Source organism: Actinacidiphila oryziradicis, assembly GCF_005047355.1.
GTDB classification, from domain to species: Bacteria; Actinomycetota; Actinomycetes; order Streptomycetales; family Streptomycetaceae; genus Actinacidiphila; species Actinacidiphila oryziradicis.
This window is the reverse complement of sequence record NZ_SUMC01000060.1, coordinates 18,037-39,695: the sequence shown is the minus strand read 5'-3', so window position 1 is coordinate 39,695 and position 21,659 is coordinate 18,037. Positions and strand designations below refer to the sequence as shown.

Here is a 21,659-nt window from a genome sequence, read left to right as displayed (position 1 = left end):
GCATCTCGCCCTGGCGGGGCCCAGGCCGAGCTCCTCGCCGAGGTCAGCGGCCATGAACAGGAACGCAACCTGACGCTGGTGCTGGAGGAGTTCCGAAACTACCAGGACGGCATCATGCCCGCCGGACCCGGAGCTCGCGATCTGAGCGAGTTCTTCGCCCACGTCGACGGCAAGCTCGTCTCGGACACCGCCCAGGCGGCTGGGGCACCACGGATCCAGGCCAGTGACCGGGACGTGCTCAACCTGCTGACCAAGCGCGCCAGGACCCTGCACCTGGGCGCCGCGAACTACTGCTGGTTCACCGATCCCTCCCGGGCCCTGTGCTTGAAACTCGCCGGCACCCCCAACGCCGACCGTCCGCTGGTCGGGATGTGCGACTCCGCCCGCTGCCCGCAAGCCACCCACCACCCCTGCCACCGGCCCGTCTGGGCCGAGCACGCCGACCAGGCCAAAGTCTTCCTTGGCGGTCTCGGCGCGACCCGCAAGACCGAGAAGGGCCGCCTGCAGAGCGAGTACGAACGGGCCCAGCGGGTCCTGTTAGAGATCGACGCCGCCAGCAGCAGCCCAGTGCCTGACGAGGAATCAGCATGAGGATCACCGCAGCTCAGCGAGCTGAGAACGAGAATCGCATCCGGACCGTCATGGACCGGCTTCTGCGCGGCGAGATTCCGCCCGGCGGCCGATGCGACATCAAGACCCTTGCCATCGAGGCCGGCGTGGACCGCACCGCCTTCTACGGCACCCGTCCCTACTCCCACCTGCGCGAAGAGTTCGAACGCCGCCTCCAAGCCCTGCAGCAGGCCGGAGAGGTCACCGACCCACGAGAGGCTCAGATCGCACGCCTGAAAGCCGAGGTCACGGCGTTGAAGGAACGACTGGCCCGCTCCGTGGGCACCATCGATGAGCTCACCGACTTCCGCACCCAGGCCCTCGCCCGGCTCGCAGCCCAGCACGACGAGATCATCCGCCTGCGGGGCACCGCCGACGCGGCCAGCCGCGTCACCCGTCTCCCAACCGCCCGCGGCATCACCACCATCGGATCATGCAGCTGACAGCGCGGGCAGGCCGCTACTTGAGCAATGCTCGGATGTCTGTGGATCAGCCCCCGGAGGGCACGCGGAGGACATACCTTCCCATCGCGACCGGCCCGCTACCCCGTTATCCGGGCACGCAAGGCCTGGATGAACCAATCGAGCACCGGCGCCAGGCTTTCCGGGGCCGGCCAGCCGTTGATCACTGCCAGCAGCTGAAGGTACCGCTCCCTGCGAGGGTCGTTCGCGGTCTCCAGCCGGGTCAACAGCCGGCGCCGAAGGTCGACGTCGTCGGGGCGGCCGAAGGCGTGCGCGTATTGAGCCGTGACCGCCGCGACGACCGGATCGGCCTGGGGCGAGGCCGGGTCGATGCCGGCTGCCAGGGCTGGGCCGGCCTGGTCACGGACCATGGTGGCAGGGTCGCGGCGCAGGACCGTGGTGTCGCCGTGGGCACGCTCGGCCACATGGTGCTCAGCCATGCGCCGCACGCTGGCGCGAAAATCCGGGTCCTGGGACAGTTCGGCCAACTCCACCCACGCCTCGACCTGCTCGGCCTCGGGGTTGTCGGGCAGTTCGGGGGTCATCGACCGCATGATTCCCACGAATTCGGGGTGGGCGTCCAGGCCGCCGAAGGCGGTGTCGAGGAAATCACCGATCAGACGTCGGCGTTCATCCTCGGAGAGCTTGGCCAGCTTGTGCATGAGATCCATCTCCTCAGGGGTGGAGCCGCGCTTGGCCACCGCCGTCAGCACCGCGCGCCGCAGGCGCAGGGTGCGGATCTGCACTGCAAGTGCTTCGGCGTGCGCTGCGGCGACCTCGGGAAGCGAGATCTCCCGGTCCACGACCTTCCGGATCGTGGGAAGGTCCAGTCCCAGGTCGCGCAGCGTCCGCACGAGATCCAAGCGTGCGACGGCTTCGATGCCGTAGAGGCGGTAGCCAGCCGGGCTGCGGTCAGTCGGCGGCACGATCCCGCAGTCGGAGTAGAACCGAATGGCCTTGACCGTCAGCCCGGTCCGCCGGGCCAGATCACCGATCGAGTAGAGCGTGTCGCCGTCCATGCCCTCACCCTCTCGCCTCCTCCTACTGGAGACTCAAGCCCATCCGCGCCCAGCAGCAAACCACTCCTCATCCACAAGTCTTGACACTTCCTCCCGCTACTTCCCGTTGTCAGACGCGAGTACCTGCCTGTCGTATGTGCACGTGGCCGTCCCTCGGGAAGGAGGGCGGCTGGGCAGGCAGAACCTGGTGAAACTGGTACCGGGCCTTCTCCGCGACGCGACACGACGCATGGTTGTCCGCCTGGTGGAGCAGTTCGAGACGTTCCAGACCTTCGACCGCGAAGGTGTCGAATGCCCAGACGGTGAGGGCTTCCAGGGCACGAGGGGCCACCCCCCGGCCTCGGGCATGGGGTGCCGTCCAGTAGCCGACCTCGGCGGACCCGCTGTGGGGATCGGCCCTCTTCAGGGCCATGTTGCCCGCCAACCGGCTTTCACCAGTGTCGGATTGATCCTCATGAACTGCGAAGCTCAACCGTGCTCCGGTCTCCCAGCCGCGTTTCTGGACATCCAGCCACCGCACCGCGTCCTCGGTGCTCTCGACAGGGAGACTCGTCCAACGACGCAACGTGGGGTCGCGATACACCTCGACCAGCGGTTCGACGTCGTCAGCGTTCCATGGGCGCAGGAAGAGCGCAGAAGCAGACGATGTCGCGTCCACCCGCAATGTGATGGTCATCAAGGTCCTCCCCGGACGGTTCAGCTGATCATCTCCCATTCCACCACCACGCTTTCTGAGCCCCGTCGTCGCACACGGAGCAGAGCAGTGTGCCAGCGGGCAGCACCTGTCCACGATGGATGTGCAACAGGGATGACGCCCTCACATCCTTCTCGAACCCAAGGGCCATCACGAGGGAGTGATCTGTATCACGCCAATGCCCTCGGAATGCAACACGACCTGTTTCAAAGGCAGCAAACGCGACCTCCGAGCTCCGCCAGCTCAATGACGACAAGGGAGCATCTGCACACGCCCTCTGCGGACAGAAGACGAACACTGGGGACACGGCTGATCAACCGGGACGTCCCGCAGGAAGTCGTGCGCCGCATCCTCGACCACGACTCCCACATGATGACGGCGCATTACGCCCGGCTGAGCGACACCACGATCCGTCGGCATTGGGAGCAGGCCCGCAAGGTCGACATCACCGGCCAGGTCGTCGCCCTCGACCCCGAAGGGCCGTTGGCCGAGGCGTCCTGGGCCAAACAGCGTCTCGGCCGCGTCACCCAGGCCCTGCCCAACGGCTTCTGCGGCTTGCCGGTGCAGAAGAGCTGCCCGCACGCCAATGCCTGCCAGACCTGCCCGATGTTCGTGACGACGCCGGAGTTCCTGCCTCAGCACCGGCGGCAGCGCCAACAGCTCCTACAGATCGTCTCGGCGGCCGAGGCCCGCGGCCAGCTCCGCGTCGTCGAGATGAACCAGCAGGCCCTCGGCAACCTCGACCGGATCATCGCTTCCCTGGAGGACGACGAAGCTCCCGGCGGAGCGGAGGTGTCCGATGCGAGCTGACAACTCCCGCCATATCGTCGCCGCGGCCGGCAACCGCCACGAGTACACCCGGGCCAAGGCGATCAAGGCCCTGCGCGAGATCGACGCCGCAGGCACGGCCGTCACCTTCGACATCGTGGCCCGTGCCGCCGGCGTCTCAAGATCTTGGCTCTACACCCAGCCCGACCTGCGAGCCGAGATCGAACGCCTGCGGACCGAACGGCAGCGAGCCTCCGCCGACCCGGTTCCGGCCCGGCAGCGAGCCTCCGACGCTTCGCTCATCCGGCGCCTGGAGGCTGCCAACGAACGCAACCGCCGCCTCACCGAGGAGAACCGCCAGCTCCGAGAACAACTCGCCCACGCGCTCGGCGACCTCCGCGCCGCCAGGCTCCAGAGCCCGCCCATCCCGGAGGCCCGCCGCCAAGGTCGAGGTTCGGCAACGATCGGGCCCTGCTGACAGGACCCTGGGCAGCCTCGTGAGCTGCCTCATGGACGCTGTCCTCACCGCATCGCCCCAGGTCAGCGAGGCACAGCATTTCCGAGCTCAAGATAACGACCGTTTGACGACAGGCGACCCGCGCGTCCAATGAACCCGTGCAATCCGGGGTGCACGGCGGCGCGAATCCAATCAGATCCGATGGTGATTGCTGACAGGGTTTTGACGACAGATAGGGTCCGATCCTCCGTACGGAAGGGCCCTTCGGTGGCGAACCTGGTCTACAAGCGGGTCTCGACCGACCAGCAGTCCACCGCCCGGCAGAACCTCGTCCTTCACGAGGCCGGCATCGAGGACCCGGTCGTCTTCGAGGAGGACCCGGGCACCTCCAGCCGCCTCTACCCCCTCCAGCGCCCGAAGTTCCGGGAACTGCTCACCTACGCGCGGCCCGGCGACACCGTGCACATCTCCGAGATGTTCCGCCTGGTGCGCGGCACCCAGCACATCCTCGACGTGCTCGACGTCCTCCATGCCGACCGGCTGGCCCTACGCATCCACGACGGCGCGTTCTCCGCCATGGACATCACCGCCCGTCACCCGCGCACCGGCGAGCTGCTCTCTACCGTGAAGTTCATGGTGGAGACCCTCGCCGCCGCCGGCGAACTCCGGCGCGACCTCCAGCGCGAGCTGACCTACGACGGGCTGCGGGCCGCCGAGGCCAAGGGCAGTAAGGGCGGCCGCCGCCCGGCCATCCCGGCCGCCAAGACGGACACCGTTCGCAACGCCTACTTGGACGGCCGGTCCATCGCCGCCCTGGCCCGCGAGCATGGGGTCAGCCGGGGCGCCATCCGCACCGCCGTCGCCGACCTCATGCCCGAGCATACCGAGGCCGACCACGAGAACGCCTCGGCCATGGAACTGCCGGTCACCCTCGACATGCCCGGTAAGGTCGCTGACTTCCTCCGCGCCGCCGAGTTGGAGCCCGCCGAGCGGGCCGCACTCGACCGCGGGGTGACCGTACGGCGCGGCCAGGGCTACACCCTGCGCGTCAGCGCCGTCCCCTCGGTGCACCGCGGGCTCCTCGCCCGCTGCCAGCCCCTCGACGGCGCCCAGGGCCCGAGGGTCGTCCCGGCGCAGCGCAAGGCCCGCCGCGAGTACGAGAACCGCGTCAGCATCCTCGCCCCGACCGGACCATGATCCGGGTCAACGGCTACCGCTAATTTCCGTTCGGATACTCCCCGAGGGCCGTGAACGCCCGTGTCTCCTGACCACACCCCCGATCCGAGTGAGGCCGACAACGACATGGCCCGGCGCTGCCCCGGCTGCCAGACCGTCTTCACCGTCGAGGCCAGCTCCAGCCGCCAGGTCTTCTGCTCACGCACCTGCCGGGAAGCCCACCGCACCCACACGCCCGTCCAGCGGACCTGCCCCTACTGCCAGAGCGAGTTCACCACCGATGCCAGCCCTCGCCGGATCTTCTGCTCCAAGACCTGCCGAGACCTCTCGCGCACCAGCGAGGCCGCCCTGGAGGACCGCACCTGCCCGGTCTGCGACAGCACCTTCCGCGCGGCCAAGACCGTCCGGCAGGTCTACTGCTCGCCCACCTGCCGCCGCGATGCCGAACGCCAACGCGACCACGCACGCGACGCAGACCGGGCCCGCCGTCTCGGAGAAAACCCGCCCCCGCAACGCACCGCGTGCGCGCCGAGCGGAGCGAGCGCGCACGTCGGGAGTCCAGAGGGGCGGAGCCTCTTTGGCCTGGGGGTTCGGGGGCGGGGCCCCCGGAGATCAACAGCCGCGGTGATGGCGGAGCGTGGGGTGCGTAGCGCAGCGAGCACCCCGAGGCTTAAGGTCAGCGCCTGACAAGGCGAGCGAAGCGAGCGCGTCAGACGCGCCTCATCGGCGCCGTATCGTCGAGTGTGATTTGGCGGATGAACCAGGAGACGACGACACCGCATATCGCGAGGGCGGCGGCCCATCGGAACAAGAAGCCGGTGCCGTTGGTGATGGCGGTCTGGTACACGTGCTTGGCGGCTTCGGGCATGTGTTGCAGCGCTTGCGGCGTGAGGCCGGTGGCACCGGACGGGCCTGCGGCCGCTGCGGCGCCGTGGGCGTCGACGTAGCCAGTGAGTTGGGCGGCGTAGATCGCGCCCATGATCGAGACGCCCAGCGAACCGCCCATGTTGCGCAGGAAGGTCGACGCGCCGGTGGCCGCTCCGAGGTCGCGCAGGGGCACGCTGTTCTGCGCGATGGTCGTGGTGACCGACATCAGCGAACCGGTGCTGATGCCGAGCATGACCAGGTAGCCCGTGGTGAGCAGGGGCGGCGTGCCGGAGTTCATGGTGGAGAACAGGGCGAGGCTGAGTGCCATCAGCGCGGTGCCCACGATGATCGGGGTGCGGTAGCGGCCGGTGCGGCTGACGTAGGCGCCGCGCAGCGGCGCGACGATCGCGGAGGCGATCATCATCGGGGCCAGCAGTAGGCCGCTGCTCGTCGCGGACGCGCCCTGGATGAACTGCTGGAACTGCGGCAGGAAGGTGATCGCGCCGAACATGGCGCCGCGGTTGAGGAAGCCGAGCAGGGTGGCGAGCGTGAAGTTGCGGTCCTTGAACACATGCAGCGGCATCACCGGCTCGCTGACCCTGCGTTCGACCGCGATGAAGACGATGAACACGGCCACGGTCGCCACGGTCAGCGCCAGGATCTGCCAGGAACCCCAGGCGTACTGCGTGCCGGCCCAGCTGGTGATCAGCACAAGCGTGGTGATCCACGTGATGAGCAGCACGGTCCCGAGCCAGTCGACCGGCGCGGAGCGGTTGCCCGCCGGGAGTTTGCGCAGGGTCGCCGAGCACAGCACCAGCGCGGCGATGCCCAGCGGCAGGTTCACGTAGAAGACCCAGCGCCAGGTGAGGTATTCGGTGACGAAACCGCCGACCAGCGGGCCGGCGATGATCGCGGCGGGGGACGCGGCCATCAGCACGCCCTGGTACTTTCCGCGCTGGCGGGGCGAGACCAGATCGCCGACCGCGGCGACGACGCCGACCATCAGGCCGCCCGCGCCGATTCCCTGGAGGGCGCGGAAGCCGATGAGCTCGATCATGGTCTGGGAGATCCCGCACAGCGCCGAGCCGAACAGGAACAACAGGATCGAGGCGAGCACGGTGAGTCTGCGCCCGTAGATATCCCCGAGTTTCCCCCAGATCGGGGTCGAGGCCGTCGAGGAGATGATGTATCCGGTGGCCACCCAGGCCAGGTGATTGAGACCGTGGAGTTCACCCGCGATGGTCGGCAGCGCGGGCGCGACCACCAGATTGTCCAACTGGGCCAGGAGAATCGTGACGACCAGCCCGCTCATCGCGATCACGACTTCGCGCGGACTCAGCGGCTCGTTCCGCTCGGTCGGACTGCTGGTTTCCGCTGTTTCGGTCACGTGCGGTCCTTGCTCGGGGTTCGGCCGCGCGGGCGCCGGCGCCGCGCGCCGCCTGCAGATCGACGTTACCTCAGCCCTCTGTCCGCTCACGTTCTTCGGCCATCCCCCACGTTGACAGTCTTTGTGCGGTGAATCGTCGACCGACAAGGACAATTCAGATGAGGGATGTCGGCTGTCGCCGATGAAAATACAGTGATCACGTGGACGAAGATGGGATCAAAACGCTGCCGGTCTCGCTGCACGACAATGCCGCTCGCCATGGTGACAAGGTCGCGTTCGAGGACGACTACCGCGCTGTCGGCTACGCCGAACTCCAGGTGCGCACGGGCAGGATCGCCGGCCATCTCGCCGCGCTGGGGCTGGCGCGCGGCGACTGTGTCGCGATCTTCCTGCGCAACAGCGTGGCCACCATCGAGAGCTACCTCGCCATCGTGCGGGCCGCCGGTGTCGGGGTACCGATCAATCCCGCGTCCACACGCGCCGAACTCGACTATCTGTTGGCCGACAGCGGCGCGTCGGTCGTCATCACCGACCAGGTCGGCCTCGCGGAGTTGAGCGGTGTGTCCGCGCTCGCCGACGGCGGCCGCGTTCTGGTCACCGGGGACATGCCCGCCGAGACGCCGGCCGGGCTGGCCTGCCATTCGTTCGAGGGTCTCGCCCGCACCGAGCCCGCGGTGCCCGCGCGCGACGACCTGGACCGCGACGAGGTGGCCTGGATCTTCTACACCTCCGGCACGACCGGGAAGCCCAAGGGCGTCCGCTCGACCCAGGGCAACTGCCTGTATTCGGTGGCGAAAAGCTACGTGCCGATCCCCGGCCTCACCGAAGCGGACCGCGTCGTGTGGCCGCTGCCGTTGTTCCACAGCCTGTCCCACATCGCGTGCGTGCTCGCGGTCACCACGGTCGGCGCGACCGCGCGCATCCTGGACGCTGCGTCGGCGCAGGACGTGCTGATCGCGTTGCGGGAGACGCGGGCGACCTTCGCGGCGGGTGTGCCGACCGTGTATCAGAGCTTGATCGAGGCCGCGCGCCGCGAACCGGTGGAACTGCCCGATCTGCGGGTCGGGTTGGTCGGCGGCGCGGTCGCCAGCCCCGAGTTGTGCCGGACGTTCCGGGAGACCTTCGGCGTGCCGCTGGTGGATGCCTACGGCAGCACCGAGACGTGCGGGGCGATCACGATGAACCCGCCGTACGGCGACCGGGTCGAGGGCTCGTGCGGCAGGCCCGTGCCCGGCGTCCAGGTCGAGATCGTCGACCCCGACACCGGAATCGAGCGGCCGCCGGGCGTCGAGGGTGAGGTGTGGGTCAGCGGACCGAACGTCATGGTCGGCTACCACAATCTGCCCGACGAGACCGCGGCCGTGCTGCGCGACGGCTGGTATCACACCGGTGACCTGGCCTGGCGTGACGAAGAGGGCTACTTCAGGGTCTGCGGCCGCATCAGTGACCTGATCATCCGCGGCGGGGAGAACTTCCACCCCGAGGAGGTCGAGCTGGTGATCCGCGGCCTGCCCGGTGTCGCCGACGTCGCGGTGACCGGTCAGCCGGACGAGCGGCTCGGCGAGGTGCCGGTGGCTTACCTGGTCCCGGACCCGACCGCCGATCTCGATGTGCACGCCGTGCTCGCTCACTGCCGGGAGGTGCTGGCCGCGCCCAAGGTGCCCGAGGCGCTCTACACGATCGACGTGATCCCGCGCACCGCCTCCGGCAAGGTGCAACGCCGACTGCTGAACGGGGACCCTTCCGCGGTCAAGGTATTGGCTCAGCGCACGCGCCGAGCGGACGCGGGCCCGCAGGCGCGCCCCGATCCGGCGATCGTCGCCGCGCTTCGCGCCGAACTGGCAGGGCTGTCCGAACCCGCGCAGGTGTCCCGGCTGGAACGGATGGTCCGGACGCAGGCCGCCGTGGTGGCCGGGCGGCCTGAGTCCGAGCCGATCGCGGGCAACCGCGCGTTCCGCGATCTCGGCTACACCTCGGTCGACGTGCTGGCACTGCGCGATCGGCTGGTCGCCGGCACCGGCCTGAAGCTTCCGTCCGCGATCGTCTTCACACACCCGACCCCGCGCGCGCTCGCCGCGTACCTGCACGCGGAGCTGACCGGCAGGGCGGCGGAGCTCACGGAGACCGTCGAACCGGCCGACGGTGCGGACCCGGCGGACCCGATCGCGATCGTCGGAATGGCGTGCCGGCTGCCCGGCGGGGTCCGCGGGCCGGACGACCTGTGGGAGCTGGTCCGCGCCGGATCCGAGGCGGGCTCGCCGTTCCCGGACGACCGCGGCTGGAACCTGGCCGCGGTGTTCGACGCGGATCCTCTGGCCCAGGCCGGATTCCTCGACGGCGCGGGCGATTTCGACGCGGACTTCTTCGGTATTTCGCCCAACGAGGCGCTGGCCATGGACCCGCAGCAGCGGCAACTGCTGGAGACCGCGTGGGAGGCGATGGAACACGCAGGTCTCGACGTGGCCGCGCTGCACGGGACCGATGTCGGCGTGTATTTCGGCCTGATGGACCAGGGCTACGGCGGAGACCGGGACAGCGCCGGACATTCGCCCGAGCTGGCCGGTTTCGTCACCACGGGCAGCGCGTCGAGCGTGGCCTCCGGCCGGGTCTCCTACCTGTTCGGGTTCGGCGGGCCCGCCGTCACGGTCGACACCGCGTGCTCGTCATCGCTGGTCTCGTTGCATCTGGCCGCGCAGGCGCTGCGCGCAGGGGAGTGCTCGGTCGCGTTGGCCGGCGGCGCCACCGTGATGGCGACCCCGCGGTCGTTCACCGAGTTCGCACGGCAGGGTGCGCTGGCCGGGGACGGTCGGATCAAGTCCTACGCGGACGCGGCGGACGGGACGAACTGGGCCGAGGGTGCGGGCGTGCTGGTGCTCGAGCGGCTTTCCGACGCCCAGCGCGCCGGGCATCGGGTTCTGGCCGTGCTGCGCGGTTCGGCGATCAATTCTGACGGTGCGTCCAATGGGCTGACCGCGCCCAGCGGCCCTGCCCAGCAACGGGTCATCCGGCGCGCGCTGGCGGTGGCGGGGCTGCGTACCGAGGACGTCGACGTGGTCGAGGGCCACGGGACGGGCACCGTGCTCGGCGACCCGATCGAGGCGGAGGCGCTGCTGGCCACCTATGGCCGGGAGCGGGAGGCCGGGCGGCCGCTGTGGCTGGGCTCGCTCAAGTCGAACGTGGGGCACACGCAGGCCGCGGCGGGGGTCGCGGGCGTGATCAAGATGGTGCAGGCGCTGCGGCACGGCGTCCTGCCGCGCACCCTGCACGTGGACGAGCCGTCGGGCCGGGTGGACTGGGCCGACGGTGGGGTCGAGCTGCTCACCGCAGGCCGGACCTGGCCGGATCTCGGCCGGCCGCGCCGGGCTGGTGTCTCGGCGTTCGGCCTGAGCGGCACCAACGCGCACGTGATTTTGGAGCAGGCTGCTGAATCGCCCGCCGCACGGGACGGCGGCGTGGTTCCGGCAGTGGTGCCGATCGTGGTGTCGGCGGCGAGCGAGGGTGCTCTGCGCGCGCGGGCCGGCCAGTTGGCCGACCTGCTCGCCGAGATTGAGCCTGACCGGTGGGTCGACGTGGCCAGGGCCCTGATCGCGCACCGGACAGCGCTGCCAGAGCGCGCGGTGGTGCTCGCCGGTTCGCGGGCCGAGGCCGTGGCCGCGCTCAGTGCGCTCGCCGACGGGAACGAGCAGGACGGTCCGTTCGTCGTGCGCGGCAGGGACTCGCGTTCGGATACGAGGTCCGGCGTGGTCATGGTGTTCCCCGGCCAGGGTTCGCAGTGGCGCGGCATGGGGCGCGAGCTTCTGGAAACGTCGCCGGTCTTCGCGGAAAAGGTCGGCGAGTGCGCGCGGCTGATGGCCGGTCAGCTCGACTGGTCGCTGTTGGACGTGCTGCGCGCAGAAGCGGACGACGCGGTGTTCGAGCGCGTCGACGTGGTGCAGCCGGCGAGCTTCGCGGTGATGGTCGGCCTGGCCGCGGTGTGGGCATCGCTCGGCGTCGTGCCGGACGCGGTCGTCGGACACTCGCAGGGCGAGGTGGCCGCGGCGTACGTCGCGGGCGCACTGTCGCTCTCGGATGCCCTGCGGGTGGTGGTCGTGCGCAGCGAGGCGATCGCGCGGACGCTGGCCGGTCGCGGTGGCATGGCGTCGGTCGGGCTGTCCGCCGAAGCGGCCGAGTCGCGGATCGCGGCCTGGGCGGGGCGGGTCGCGGTGGCCGCGGTCAACAGCCCGGTCTCGGTGGTGCTGTCGGGCGGCGTCGACGCCCTCGACGAAGCCCTTGCCGCGTTGGAGCGTGACGGCGTCCGGGTGCGGCGGGTCGCGGTCGACTACGCCTCGCACACCGAGCAGGTCGCCGCAGTGCGTGCCGAGCTGGCCGATCGCCTCTCCGACATGGACGCTTCGATACCCGGGGTGCCGTTCCACTCGACGGTGACCGGCGGATGGATCGACGAGGCGCCGGACGCAGAGTACTGGTACCGGAACCTGCGCGAGCAGGTCCGGTTCGGACCGGCCGTGGCCACGTTGCTGGACCAGGGTTTCTCTGTCTTCGTCGAGGCGAGCGCGCACCCCGTGCTGGCGCAACCGGTCGCGCAGGTGGCCGATGCGGCCGGTGTGGACGTGCTGCAGGCCGGGTCGCTGCGTCGTGACGACGGTGGCCTGCGGCGCCTGCTCACCTCCGCCGCCGAACTGTTCGTGCAGGGCGTGCCGGTGCGGTGGGCCGGGATCCTGCCCGAGGACGGCGCGCGCTGGGTGGATCTGCCGACCTACCCGTTCGAGCACGAGCGCTACTGGCTGGCCGCGCAGCCTGCCGCGACGACGCGGCCGGACGGCTTGTTCCGCACCGAGTGGCTTCCGGTGTCGTGGCCGGCCGTCACCGCGCTCAGTGAATTGCAGGTGCTCGAGCCCGACACCGCGACCGACGACCCGAAGCCCGCAGTCCACGCCGCATTGGGCGCGGTGCAGGAGTTTCTGGCCCGACCCGAGGGCGACCCGACCCGGCTGGCCGTGGTCGTCGCCGACCGGACTCGGCCGGCCGCGGCCGCGGTGTGGGGTCTGGTGCGGTCGGCGCAATCCGAGCAGCCCGGCCGCATCGTCCTGGTCGAGACGGACGAGGCGACCAGGCCCAGCCTCGCCGAGGTCGTCTCCGCGCTGCCCGACGAGCCGCAACTGTGCCTGCGTGCGGGAACCGTGGCCGTCGCGCGCCTGGTTCCCGTCGCTGAGACCCACGACGAACAGTTCGCGGGGCTCGACCCCGACGGCACCGTGCTCATCACCGGCGGTACCGGCACACTCGGTGCCCTGACCGCGCGACACCTGGTCACCCGGCACGCCGTCAGGCATCTGCTACTGGCCGGTCGCCTCGGCCCCGACGCCGAGGGCGCAGACGAACTGCGCGAAGAACTGGCCGCCCTCGGCGCGCAGGTCCGGATCGTCGCCGCCGACGTCGCCGACCGGACGGCGGTCGCCGAACTGCTCGGCTCGGTCGCGCCGGACCATCCGCTGACGGCCGTCGTGCACACCGCGGGCGTGCTAAACGACGCCGTTCTGACCGAGCTGACCCCCGACCGCGTGGACGCCGTGTTCGGGCCGAAGGTCGACGGGGCCCGGCACCTCGACGAGCTGACCCGCGAGCTGCCGTTGGCCGCGTTCGTGCTCTTCTCCTCGGCCGCGGGTGTGCTCGGCAATCCCGGTCAGGGCAACTACGCTGCGGCCAACGCCGCACTGGACGCGCTCTCGATCCAGCGCCGCGCAGCCGGACTGCCGTCGGTCTCGATCGCGTGGGGGTACTGGGCCGGCGCCAGCGGGCTCACCCGCCACCTCGGGCAGGCCGACATGCGACGCAACCGGGACCTGGGCATGCTCGGCCTGTCCGATGCGCATGGCCTCGCCCTGCTCGACTCCGCACTCACCGCGGATGCCGCCGTGGTCGCCGCCAGGTTCGACTTCGCCGCGCTAGGCGAGCGTGAGGTGCCCGCGCTGCTGCGCGAACTGGTCGAGGCACCGCGGGTCGAGCGAGGCAAGCAGGCCGCGCTGGTCGAGCGGATCAATGTGCTGGCTGACCCCTCGGCGCGAACCGAGGCCCTCGTCTCGGTGGTGCAGCAGCACGCGGCCGCCATCCTCGGGCACGCCGATCCCGCTGCCGTGCGGCCGGATCGCGCGTTCAAGGACGCCGGGTTCGATTCACTCACCGCGCTGGAACTGCGCAACCGGCTGGCCACCGCCACCGAGCACAGGCTGCCCGCGTCGATCGTGTTCGACCACCCGACGCCCTCCGCGCTGGCCCGTCACCTGCTCGACCGGCTTTTCGGTGGCGACCCGCTCTTCGGCGACGGTGCTCCGGCGGCGGTCGCATTGCCGGCGCGCGTCGACGAACCGATCGCGATCGTGTCGATGGCGTGCCGGTTCCCTGGCGGCGTGGACAGCCCGGAAGACCTGTGGCGGGTGCTCGTCGACGAGACCGACGTGATCACCGAGTTCCCGGCCGACCGCGGCTGGGATGTCGACGGTGTCTTCCATCCCGACCCGGACCACCCCGGTACCACGTACGTTCGGCACGGCGGTTTCCTCGACGACGCCGCCGGGTTCGACGCAGCGTTCTTCGGCATCTCGCCCAACGAGGCGCTGGCCATGGACCCACAACAGCGGCTGTTGTTGGAGGCCTCATGGGAGGCCCTCGAACGCGCCGGGATCGACCCGACCGCGCTCGGCGGTCAGGAGGTCGGCGTGTTCGTGGGGGTGAACAGTCACGACTGGACCGTCCGCACGCACCGCGCCGCCGAGGTCGAAGGGTTCCGACTCACCGGCACGTCCGGCAGCGTCGTGTCGGGGCGGGTCGCGTATCACCTCGGGCTGCGTGGGCCGGCGATCACCGTGGACACCGCCTGCTCGTCCTCGCTGGTCGCCCTTCACCTGGCCACACAGGCGCTGCGCGCGGGTGAATGCTCGATGGCGCTGGTCGGCGGCGTGATGGTGATGAGCACGGTCGAGACCTTCGTCGAGTTCTCCCGGCAGCGCGGGCTTGCACCGGACGGCCGCTGCAAGCCGTTCGCCGACGCGGCCGACGGCACCGGCTGGTCCGAGGGCGCGGGCATGCTGCTGGTCGAACCCCTGTCGGCGGCCCAGCGGCTCGGGCATCAGGTGCTCGCGGTCGTGCGCGGATCCGCAGTCAACTCCGACGGTTCCTCCAACGGACTGACCGCGCCGAACGGACCCGCCCAGCAGCAGGTGATTCGCAGGGCGCTGGCCGCGGCCGGGCTGCGCGCGGACGAGGTCGACGCTGTCGAGGCGCACGGCACCGGCACCACTCTCGGCGATCCGATCGAGGCACAGGCCCTGCTCGAGAGTTACGGCCGGGACCGGCCCGGCGAGCGGCCGCTGTGGGTCGGATCGGTCAAATCAAACCTCGGGCACACCCAGGCGGCGGCCGGGGCGGCGGGCATCATGAAGATGGTGCTGGCCATGCGACACGGCCGGCTGCCGCGCACCCTGCACGTGGACCGGCCCTCGTCGCACGTGGACTGGTCGGCGGGCGCGGTGCGGCTGCTCACCCAGGCGCGGGACTGGCCGAGTGCCGGACGTCCGCTCCGGGCCGGTGTGTCGTCCTTCGGTATCGGCGGCACCAACGCACACGTGATCCTCGAGAGCGCGCCGGAGCGCGCGGAAACCGTTGACCGGCAGCCGGTACCGGACACGCCGTGGACCGCGGTGCCGCTGTCGGCGCGCACGCCGGGCGGGTTGCGCGGCCAAGCCGAGCGGCTCGCGGCGTTTCTCGACGCGCGGCCCGACGTCGCGCTCCCCGACGCGGCGCTGGCGCTGGCCACCGGCCGCGCGCACCTCGACCGTCGCTGCGTCTTCGTGGTCCGCGACCGCGCGGAGTTGATGGTAGAGCTGGACGCGGTCCGCGGCGGCTCGGTCCCCGCCGTGGCCGGGCAGCCGGCGGCGGGCAAGCTCGCGATGCTCTTCACCGGGCAGGGCAGCCAGTGGGCCGGGATGGGGCGCGCGCTCGCGGCCGCGCACCCGGTCTTCGCGGAGGCGTTCGCCAGTGCGTGCCGAGCCGTCGACCAGCACCTGCCGGACACGGACGAGCGCACATTGGCAGAGGTCGTGTTCGCCGAGCCGGGTCCGACGGCTGCGCTGCTCGACCAGACCATTTACACCCAGGCCGGGCTGTTCGCGCTGGAAACCGCGCTGTACCGGCTGCTCGAGTCCTGGGGTATCCGGGCCGACCTGGTCGCCGGGCATTCGATCGGCGAGATCGCCGCCGCGCACGTCGCGGGCGCTCTCGATCTGGACCAGGCGGGCGAACTGGTGGCCGCGCGCGGCGCACTCATGTGGGCGCTGCCGGCAGGCGGGGCCATGGTCGCGGTGCAGGCCACTGAGCAGGAGGTCGCGCCGCTGGTCGCGGCCTCCGCCGGAGCGGTCTTCCTGGCTGCGGTGAACAGCGCGAATTCGGTGGTGCTCTCCGGCGATGAGAAGGCGGTGCTCGACGCGGCGGCGCAGTTCGCCGCACAGGGCCGCAAGACTCGCAGGCTGCGGGTGAGTCACGCGTTCCACTCGGCACGGATGGACCCGATGCTGGCCGAGTTCGGCGCGCTCACCCAACGCCTGGCCTACCGGCGCGGCGGAATCCCGATGGTGTCCACGCTGACCGGCCGCCTCGACACCGAAGGCCGGATGGCCGCGCCTGACTACTGGGTCGAGCAGGTGCGCGGCACGGTCAGGTTCGGCGATGCGGTGCGGGACCTGCACGATCAGGGGGCGACGACCTTCCTCGAAGTGGGGCCGGGCGGCGCCCTGACCGCGATGGCAGTGGAAACCCTGGGCCTGGCGTCCGTCGGTTGCGTCGCCACACTGCGCACGGCTGATACGGAGCCGGCGGATGTGCTCAGCGCCATCGGTGAACTGCACGTGCGCGGCGTCGCGGTCGACTGGCCCTCGGTCCTGGGCCGGTCCGCCGCCGATGCCCGACGCCACGTCACCGAGCTGCCCACCTATGCCTTCGACCGTCGCCGCTACTGGATCGACGCCATCGACACCGGCGAGGCCCCGGCGCCAATGCGCCCGCCGGCGCCCGCGCCTGAGCCGATGGCGCCGGTGACCTCGGGGCGCGAGCGTGAACAGGCTCTGCTGGACCTGGTGCTCGACAGCGCGAGGGTCGTGCTCGGCTACCGCGACGCGGACGCCGGGATCGTCGAAGCCGATCGGCCGTTCCAGGATCTGGGGTTCGACTCGCTGGCCGGGGTCCGGCTCAGCCGCCGCTTGCACGACCTCACCGGCATCGACGTGGCGTCGACTGCGGTGTTCAACCATCCGACGCCGCAGGCGCTCGCCGACCACCTCGCCGAGGGCACCGCGGGCCGGCGTGCGCGCACCGCGCCCGCACCGGTCTCCGACGCGGACGAACCGATCGCGATCGTGGCCGCGAGCGTGCGGCTGCCCGGCGGCGTGGACAGCCCCGAGGCGCTGTGGGAGCTGGTCGGCCGGCGCCGGGACGCCATCAGCGAATTCCCGGTCGACCGCGGCTGGGACCTGGACAACCTCTACCACCCCGACCCCGGGCACCCCGGCACCAGTTACACCCGCTTCGGCGGCTTCCTCCACGACGCCGCGCAGTTCGACGCCGACCTGTTCGGGATATCGCCGCGCGAGGCCCTGGCCATGGATCCGCAGCAGCGGCTGCTGCTGGAGATCTCGTGGGAGGCGCTGGAACGGGCCGGGATCGACCCGCTTTCCTTGCGAGGCAAGGACGTCGGCGTGTTCACGGGGATCGTGCACCACGACTACGTGACCCGACTGCGCGAGGTACCCGACGAGGTCGCCGGCTACGTGATGACCGGCACCTCGCCGAGCGTGGCCTCCGGGCGCATCTCCTACGTCTTCGGCCTCACCGGGCCCGCGATGTCGGTGGATACCGCGTGCTCTTCCTCTCTGGTTACCATCCACCTCGCCGCGCAGGCGTTGCGGCGCGGTGAATGCGCCATGGCGCTCGCCGGTGGCGCGACGGTGATGGCCAGCCCGGCCGCGTTCGTCGAGTTCTCCCGTCAGCGCGGGCTGTCCGCGGACGGCCGGTGCAAGGCGTTCGGCGCGGGCGCGGACGGCACCGGTTGGTCGGAGGGCGCCGGAATGGTGCTGCTCGAACGACTGTCGGTCGCTCGAGAACAGGGACATCCGGTGCTCGCGGTGATCCGCGGGTCGGCGGTGAGCCAGGACGGCGCCTCGAACGGGCTGACCGCGCCGAACGGGCTTGCCCAGCAGCGGGTCATCGAGCAGGCGTTGGCCGACGCAGGCCTCGCCACCGACGATGTGGACGTGGTCGAGGCGCACGGCACCGGGACCATGCTGGGCGATCCGATCGAGGCGCAGGCGCTGCTGGCGACCTACGGCGCGGGACGTGACCCGCGACAGCCGTTGTGGCTCGGCTCGCTCAAGTCGAACATCGGGCACACCCAGGCGGCCGCCGGCGTGGCCGGTGTGGTCAAGATGGTCGAGGCGTTGCGGCACGCCGAACTTCCCGCCACCCTGCACGCACAGGATCCCACGCCTCAGGTGGACTGGTCCGCGGGTACCGTCGCGCTGTTGACCGAGGCGCGCGACTGGCCGGGCACCGGGCGGCCTCGGCGCGCGGCGGTGTCGGCGTTCGGCGCCAGCGGCACGAACGCGCACGTGATCCTGGAGCAGGCGCCTGATGTGCCCGATGCAGCCGATGCGCCCGAGGCGGCACCGGCACCCGCGCGACCGGCGAGCACAGGCGCCCTGCCCCTGGTGGTGTCGGCCAAGACGCGGCCGTCGCTGGCCGAGCAGGCGTCGCGACTGCTGGCCCGCATCACCGAGGACGACCTGCCGGGCTTGGCCGCGGGGCTGGTCACCGGCAGGGCCGCGTTGGCCGAGCGGGCCGTCGTGGTCGCAGACTCCGTCGACGCCGCCCGGTCCGGCCTTGCCGCACTGGCCGCCGGCGACCCAGCACCGAACCTGGTGACCGCTACTGCGGCGCGGCCCGGCCGGATCGTGTTCGTATTCCCCGGCCAAGGCTCGCAATGGACCGGCATGGGCGCGGCACTGATCGACGAGTCGCCGGTGTTCGCCGCGCGCGTGGCTCAGTGCGCTGACGCGCTGGCGGAATGGGTCGACTGGCCGCTCCTGGACGTGCTGCGCGGCACCGCCGATCCCGCCCTGTACGACCGGGTCGATGTCATCCAGCCGGCCAGCTTCGCCGTGATGGTCGGCCTCGCCGCCGTCTGGGAGTCGTTCGGCGTGCGGCCGGACGCCGTCCTGGGGCACTCGCAGGGCGAGATCGCGGCCGCGTGTGTCGCGGGTGCGCTCTCCCTCTCCGACGCGGCCCGGATCGTGGCCGTACGGAGCACGGCGATCGCGACGACGCTGAGCGGCCGGGGCGGCATGGTCTCGGTCCGGCTCGGTGAGGACGAGGCCCGGGAACGGATCGCGGCCTGGGACGGCCGGATCGAGGTGGCCGTGGTGAACAGCCCGTCCTCGGTCGTCGTCGCAGGGGATACCGAGGCGGTACGGGAGGCGGTCGCCGAGTTGGCCGCCGAGGGCGTGACCGTGCGGGAGGTGCCGGTCGACTACGCCTCACACACCCGGCATGTCGAAGGCATCGAGGACACCCTCGGCGAGGCCCTCGGCGACATCACCGCGCAGGCTCCGGCCGTGCCGTTCTTCTCCACCGTGACCGGTGGCTGGATCACCGAGGCCGGCGCGCTCGACGGCGGGTACTGGTACCGCAATCTGCGGCAGCAGGTCCGGTTCGGCTCCTCGGCCGCCGATCTGCTCGGCCAGGGCCACGGTGTGTTTCTGGAAGTCAGTGCGCACCCGGTGCTGGTGCAGCCGATCACCGACCTGGTGGACGGGCAGCAGACGATCGTGACCGGGACGCTGCGGCGCGACGACGGCGGTCTGACCTGCTTGCTCGCCTCGGCGGCCCGGTTGTTCACCGGCGGCGTGCCCATCGACTGGTCGCCGGTGGCGCCTGCCGTGCCCGGCACGCCGTGCGACCTGCCCACGTATGCCTTCCAGCGGAAGCACTACTGGCTCACCGAATCCGCGTCCGGCGAACAGCAGGCCGATGCGCCGGACAGCGAGTTCTGGACCGCGATCGAGCAGGCGAGTATCGTGACGTTGAGCACGATGCTCGACGTCCCCGAGGACGGCCGCCTTGCGCTCGCCACGTTGCAGCCGATGTTGGCCGACTGGCACCGGCGTTCGCGCGAGCGGTCGAGCGCGCAGGCGCTGCGTTACACGGTCGGGTGGAAGCCGATCGAGCAGGACGTGGCCGGGGTGCCCGGCGGCCGTTGGCTGGCCGTCGCGCCGGAAGATCCCGAGGCCGACGAGGTCCTCGACGCGCTCCGCGCGCACGGGCTCGACCTGATCACGTTGCGCGCCGGATCCCTCGACCGGCTCGGATCGGTGCTGGCCGAGCATGGGAGCTTCGCCGGCGTGCTGTCGCTGGCGGGGTCGGCCGCAGACCGCGAGCCGGCCGCAGCGGCCGTGGCAGGCCTCGAACTCGTCAAGGCGCTGGCCTCGACCGAGGACACCGGGCGGCTGTGGTGCCTGACGCGGGGCGCGGTGGGCACCGGCATCCGCGACCGGGTCGCCGAGCCGGCCCAGGCCGCGATCTGGGGCCTCGGCCGCGTGGCCGCGCTCGAGTGGCCCGACCGCTGGGGCGGACTGATCGATCTCCCGGGCGAGTTGGACTCCCGAGCGGTCACGCGCGTGCTCGGCGTGCTCAACGGTGCGACCGGCGAGGACCAGTTGGCGGTCCGGCGCTCCGGCATCCACCTGCGCCGGTTGCGGCGCGCCGCGGTCGCGGAGGCGGCGCGTGGCGGGCATTGGCATCCGCACGGCACGGTCCTGGTGACCGGCGGCGCGGAAGGCCTCGGCCGGCACTGCGCGTACCGGCTGGCGCAAGCCGGTGCGGCCCGACTGGTCGTCACCACCGCCGAGGCCACGCCGCCGGATGCGGTGGCGAACCTGCGCGCCCGGATCGACGCGCTGGGCACGGGGGTCGTGGTCGAGGCCTGCGAGGAAGGCGACCGGGACACGATCCTCCGATTGGCCGCCGCCGACCCGGACCATCCGCTGACCGTGGTCGTGCATGCGGCCGACGTCACCATGACCAGTGCTCTCGCCGACACCACCGCGGCCGACGTCGCGGCGATGTACCAGGCCAAGGTGGCGACGGCGGACTGGCTGGGGGAGCAGTTCGGCGAAGCCGGACTGGACGCCCTCGTGCTGTTCTCTTCGATCGCAGGCATCTGGGGCGGTGCCACTCAAGGCCTCGCCGCGGCCGCGAACGCCGTCCTGGACGCGTTGGCGGAACGGTTGCGGGCACAGGGCTGCCCGGCCACGTCGATGGCCTGGGGCGCGTTGACCGAGGCCGGTGTCGGCATGGACGAGGCCGCGCTGGCCCGGTTGCGGCGGCTCGGACTGGTGCCGATCGATCCCGAGCACGCCATGACCGCGTTGGAGCAGGCCGTCCTGGCCGGTGAGAAGGCGGTGACCGTGGCGGGGATGAACTGGGAGGCGTTCCTTCCCACCTTCACCTCCGTGCGCCCGAGCCCGCTGTTCGCCGACCTGCCCGAGGCACAGGCGCTCGCGCAGGCGGCGCGACAGCCCGGCGACGACACCGCGTCCGAGCTCGGGGCGTCGCTGCGCGGCGCCACCGAGGCCGAACAGGAGCGGATCCTGCTGCGCTTGGTGCGCGGGCACGCCTCGACCGTGCTCGGCCACGGCGGGGCCGAGGGCATCGGTGCCCGGCAGGCCTTCCAGGAGGCCGGGTTCGACTCGCTGGCCGCGGTCAACCTTCGCAACAGCCTGATCGGCGCCACCGGCCTGAACCTGCCGGCCACGCTGATCTTCGACTACCCGAATCCGGCCTCGCTCGCGCAGTTCCTGCGGCTCGAGCTGCTGCGCGAGAACGACGAACTCGCCGGGCGGGAGGCGCAGCTGCGGCGGGTGCTGGCAGCGGTGCCGTTCGAGCGGTTCCGCGACGCGGGCATCCTGGCGGCCCTCCTGAGCCTGGGCGAGGACTCAGGCCCCGACGGTGCCGACGACGCCGCGGCGGCCGCCCCCGACGCGCCGGACACCACCGGTGACGCGATAGCGGCCGAGATCGACCTTCTCGACATCGACAGCCTGGTGCAGCGCGCCCTGGGCGACAGCAGGTGACGCACGGCGGGCGGCCGAAGGAGGACTCCTTCGGCCGCCCGTGGCGG

General features: G+C 71.3%; 10 protein-coding genes. 7 read left to right on the top strand and 3 right to left on the bottom strand.

Annotation, left to right across the window (positions count from 1 at the left end; genetic code table 11):
- The first annotated feature begins 78 nt into the window (after positions 1-78).
- Together FCI23_RS58575 and FCI23_RS38070 are read left to right on the top strand one after the other, a co-directional pair.
- A complete protein-coding gene (locus FCI23_RS58575; RefSeq protein ID WP_211265638.1) occupies positions 79-591 on the top strand; it encodes a hypothetical protein in 513 nt (170 codons plus the stop codon).
- Entirely contained in the window at positions 588-1,052 is a 465-nt protein-coding gene (locus FCI23_RS38070) for a hypothetical protein (RefSeq protein ID WP_136728746.1), read from the top strand. Before FCI23_RS58575 ends, FCI23_RS38070 begins: the two co-directional genes overlap by 4 nt.
- A gap of 98 nt (positions 1,053-1,150) precedes the next feature.
- On the opposite strand, the gene FCI23_RS38065 is transcribed toward FCI23_RS38070, so the two are convergent.
- Entirely contained in the window at positions 1,151-2,089 is a 939-nt protein-coding gene (locus FCI23_RS38065) for a MerR family transcriptional regulator (RefSeq protein ID WP_136728745.1), read from the bottom strand.
- Between the two features lie 109 nt (positions 2,090-2,198).
- The gene (locus FCI23_RS38060; RefSeq protein ID WP_136728744.1) at positions 2,199-2,765 is read right to left on the bottom strand and encodes a GNAT family N-acetyltransferase; all 567 of its coding nucleotides are present in this window, start codon (positions 2,763-2,765) and stop codon (positions 2,199-2,201) included.
- A 264-nt stretch (positions 2,766-3,029) separates the two neighbouring features.
- Here FCI23_RS38060 and FCI23_RS60655 point away from each other — a divergent pair, with 264 nt between their 5' ends.
- The 4 genes from FCI23_RS60655 (at position 3,030) to FCI23_RS38040 (ending at position 5,871) form a co-directional block, all read left to right on the top strand.
- Positions 3,030-3,593: a site-specific integrase gene (locus FCI23_RS60655; protein ID WP_246144471.1), complete on the top strand. Its 564-nt coding sequence runs from the start codon at positions 3,030-3,032 to the stop codon at positions 3,591-3,593.
- The gene (locus FCI23_RS38050; protein WP_211265637.1) at positions 3,583-4,029 is read left to right on the top strand and encodes a DUF6262 family protein; all 447 of its coding nucleotides are present in this window, start codon (positions 3,583-3,585) and stop codon (positions 4,027-4,029) included. Before FCI23_RS60655 ends, FCI23_RS38050 begins: the two co-directional genes overlap by 11 nt.
- Before the next feature lie 246 nt (positions 4,030-4,275).
- On the top strand, positions 4,276-5,205 hold the full coding sequence (locus FCI23_RS38045; RefSeq protein ID WP_136728743.1) for a recombinase family protein: 930 nt from the start codon (positions 4,276-4,278) through the stop codon (positions 5,203-5,205).
- 60 nt (positions 5,206-5,265) lie between these two features.
- Entirely contained in the window at positions 5,266-5,871 is a 606-nt protein-coding gene (locus FCI23_RS38040) for a hypothetical protein (RefSeq protein ID WP_136728742.1), read from the top strand.
- Positions 5,872-5,893: 22 nt separating this feature from the next.
- On the opposite strand, the gene FCI23_RS38035 is transcribed toward FCI23_RS38040, so the two are convergent.
- On the bottom strand, positions 5,894-7,438 hold the full coding sequence (locus FCI23_RS38035) for an MDR family MFS transporter (protein WP_246144470.1): 1,545 nt from the start codon (positions 7,436-7,438) through the stop codon (positions 5,894-5,896).
- A 200-nt stretch (positions 7,439-7,638) separates the two neighbouring features.
- Between FCI23_RS38035 and FCI23_RS38030 the strand changes: the two genes are divergently transcribed.
- Entirely contained in the window at positions 7,639-21,612 is a 13,974-nt protein-coding gene (locus FCI23_RS38030; protein WP_136728741.1) for a type I polyketide synthase, read from the top strand.
- The last annotated feature ends 47 nt before the right edge of the window (positions 21,613-21,659 follow it).

Bases quoted from the DNA above. Each gene is read 5' to 3' on its own strand.
- FCI23_RS38070 (WP_136728746.1), top strand. From the start codon at position 588: ATGAGGATCACCGCAGCTCAGCGAGCTGAGAACGAGAATCGCATCCGG.
- FCI23_RS38065 (WP_136728745.1), bottom strand. From the start codon at position 2,089: ATGGACGGCGACACGCTCTACTCGATCGGTGATCTGGCCCGGCGGACC.
- FCI23_RS38060 (WP_136728744.1), bottom strand. From the start codon at position 2,765: ATGACCATCACATTGCGGGTGGACGCGACATCGTCTGCTTCTGCGCTC.
- FCI23_RS60655 (WP_246144471.1), top strand. From the start codon at position 3,030: ATGACGACAAGGGAGCATCTGCACACGCCCTCTGCGGACAGAAGACGA.
- FCI23_RS38050 (WP_211265637.1), top strand. From the start codon at position 3,583: ATGCGAGCTGACAACTCCCGCCATATCGTCGCCGCGGCCGGCAACCGC.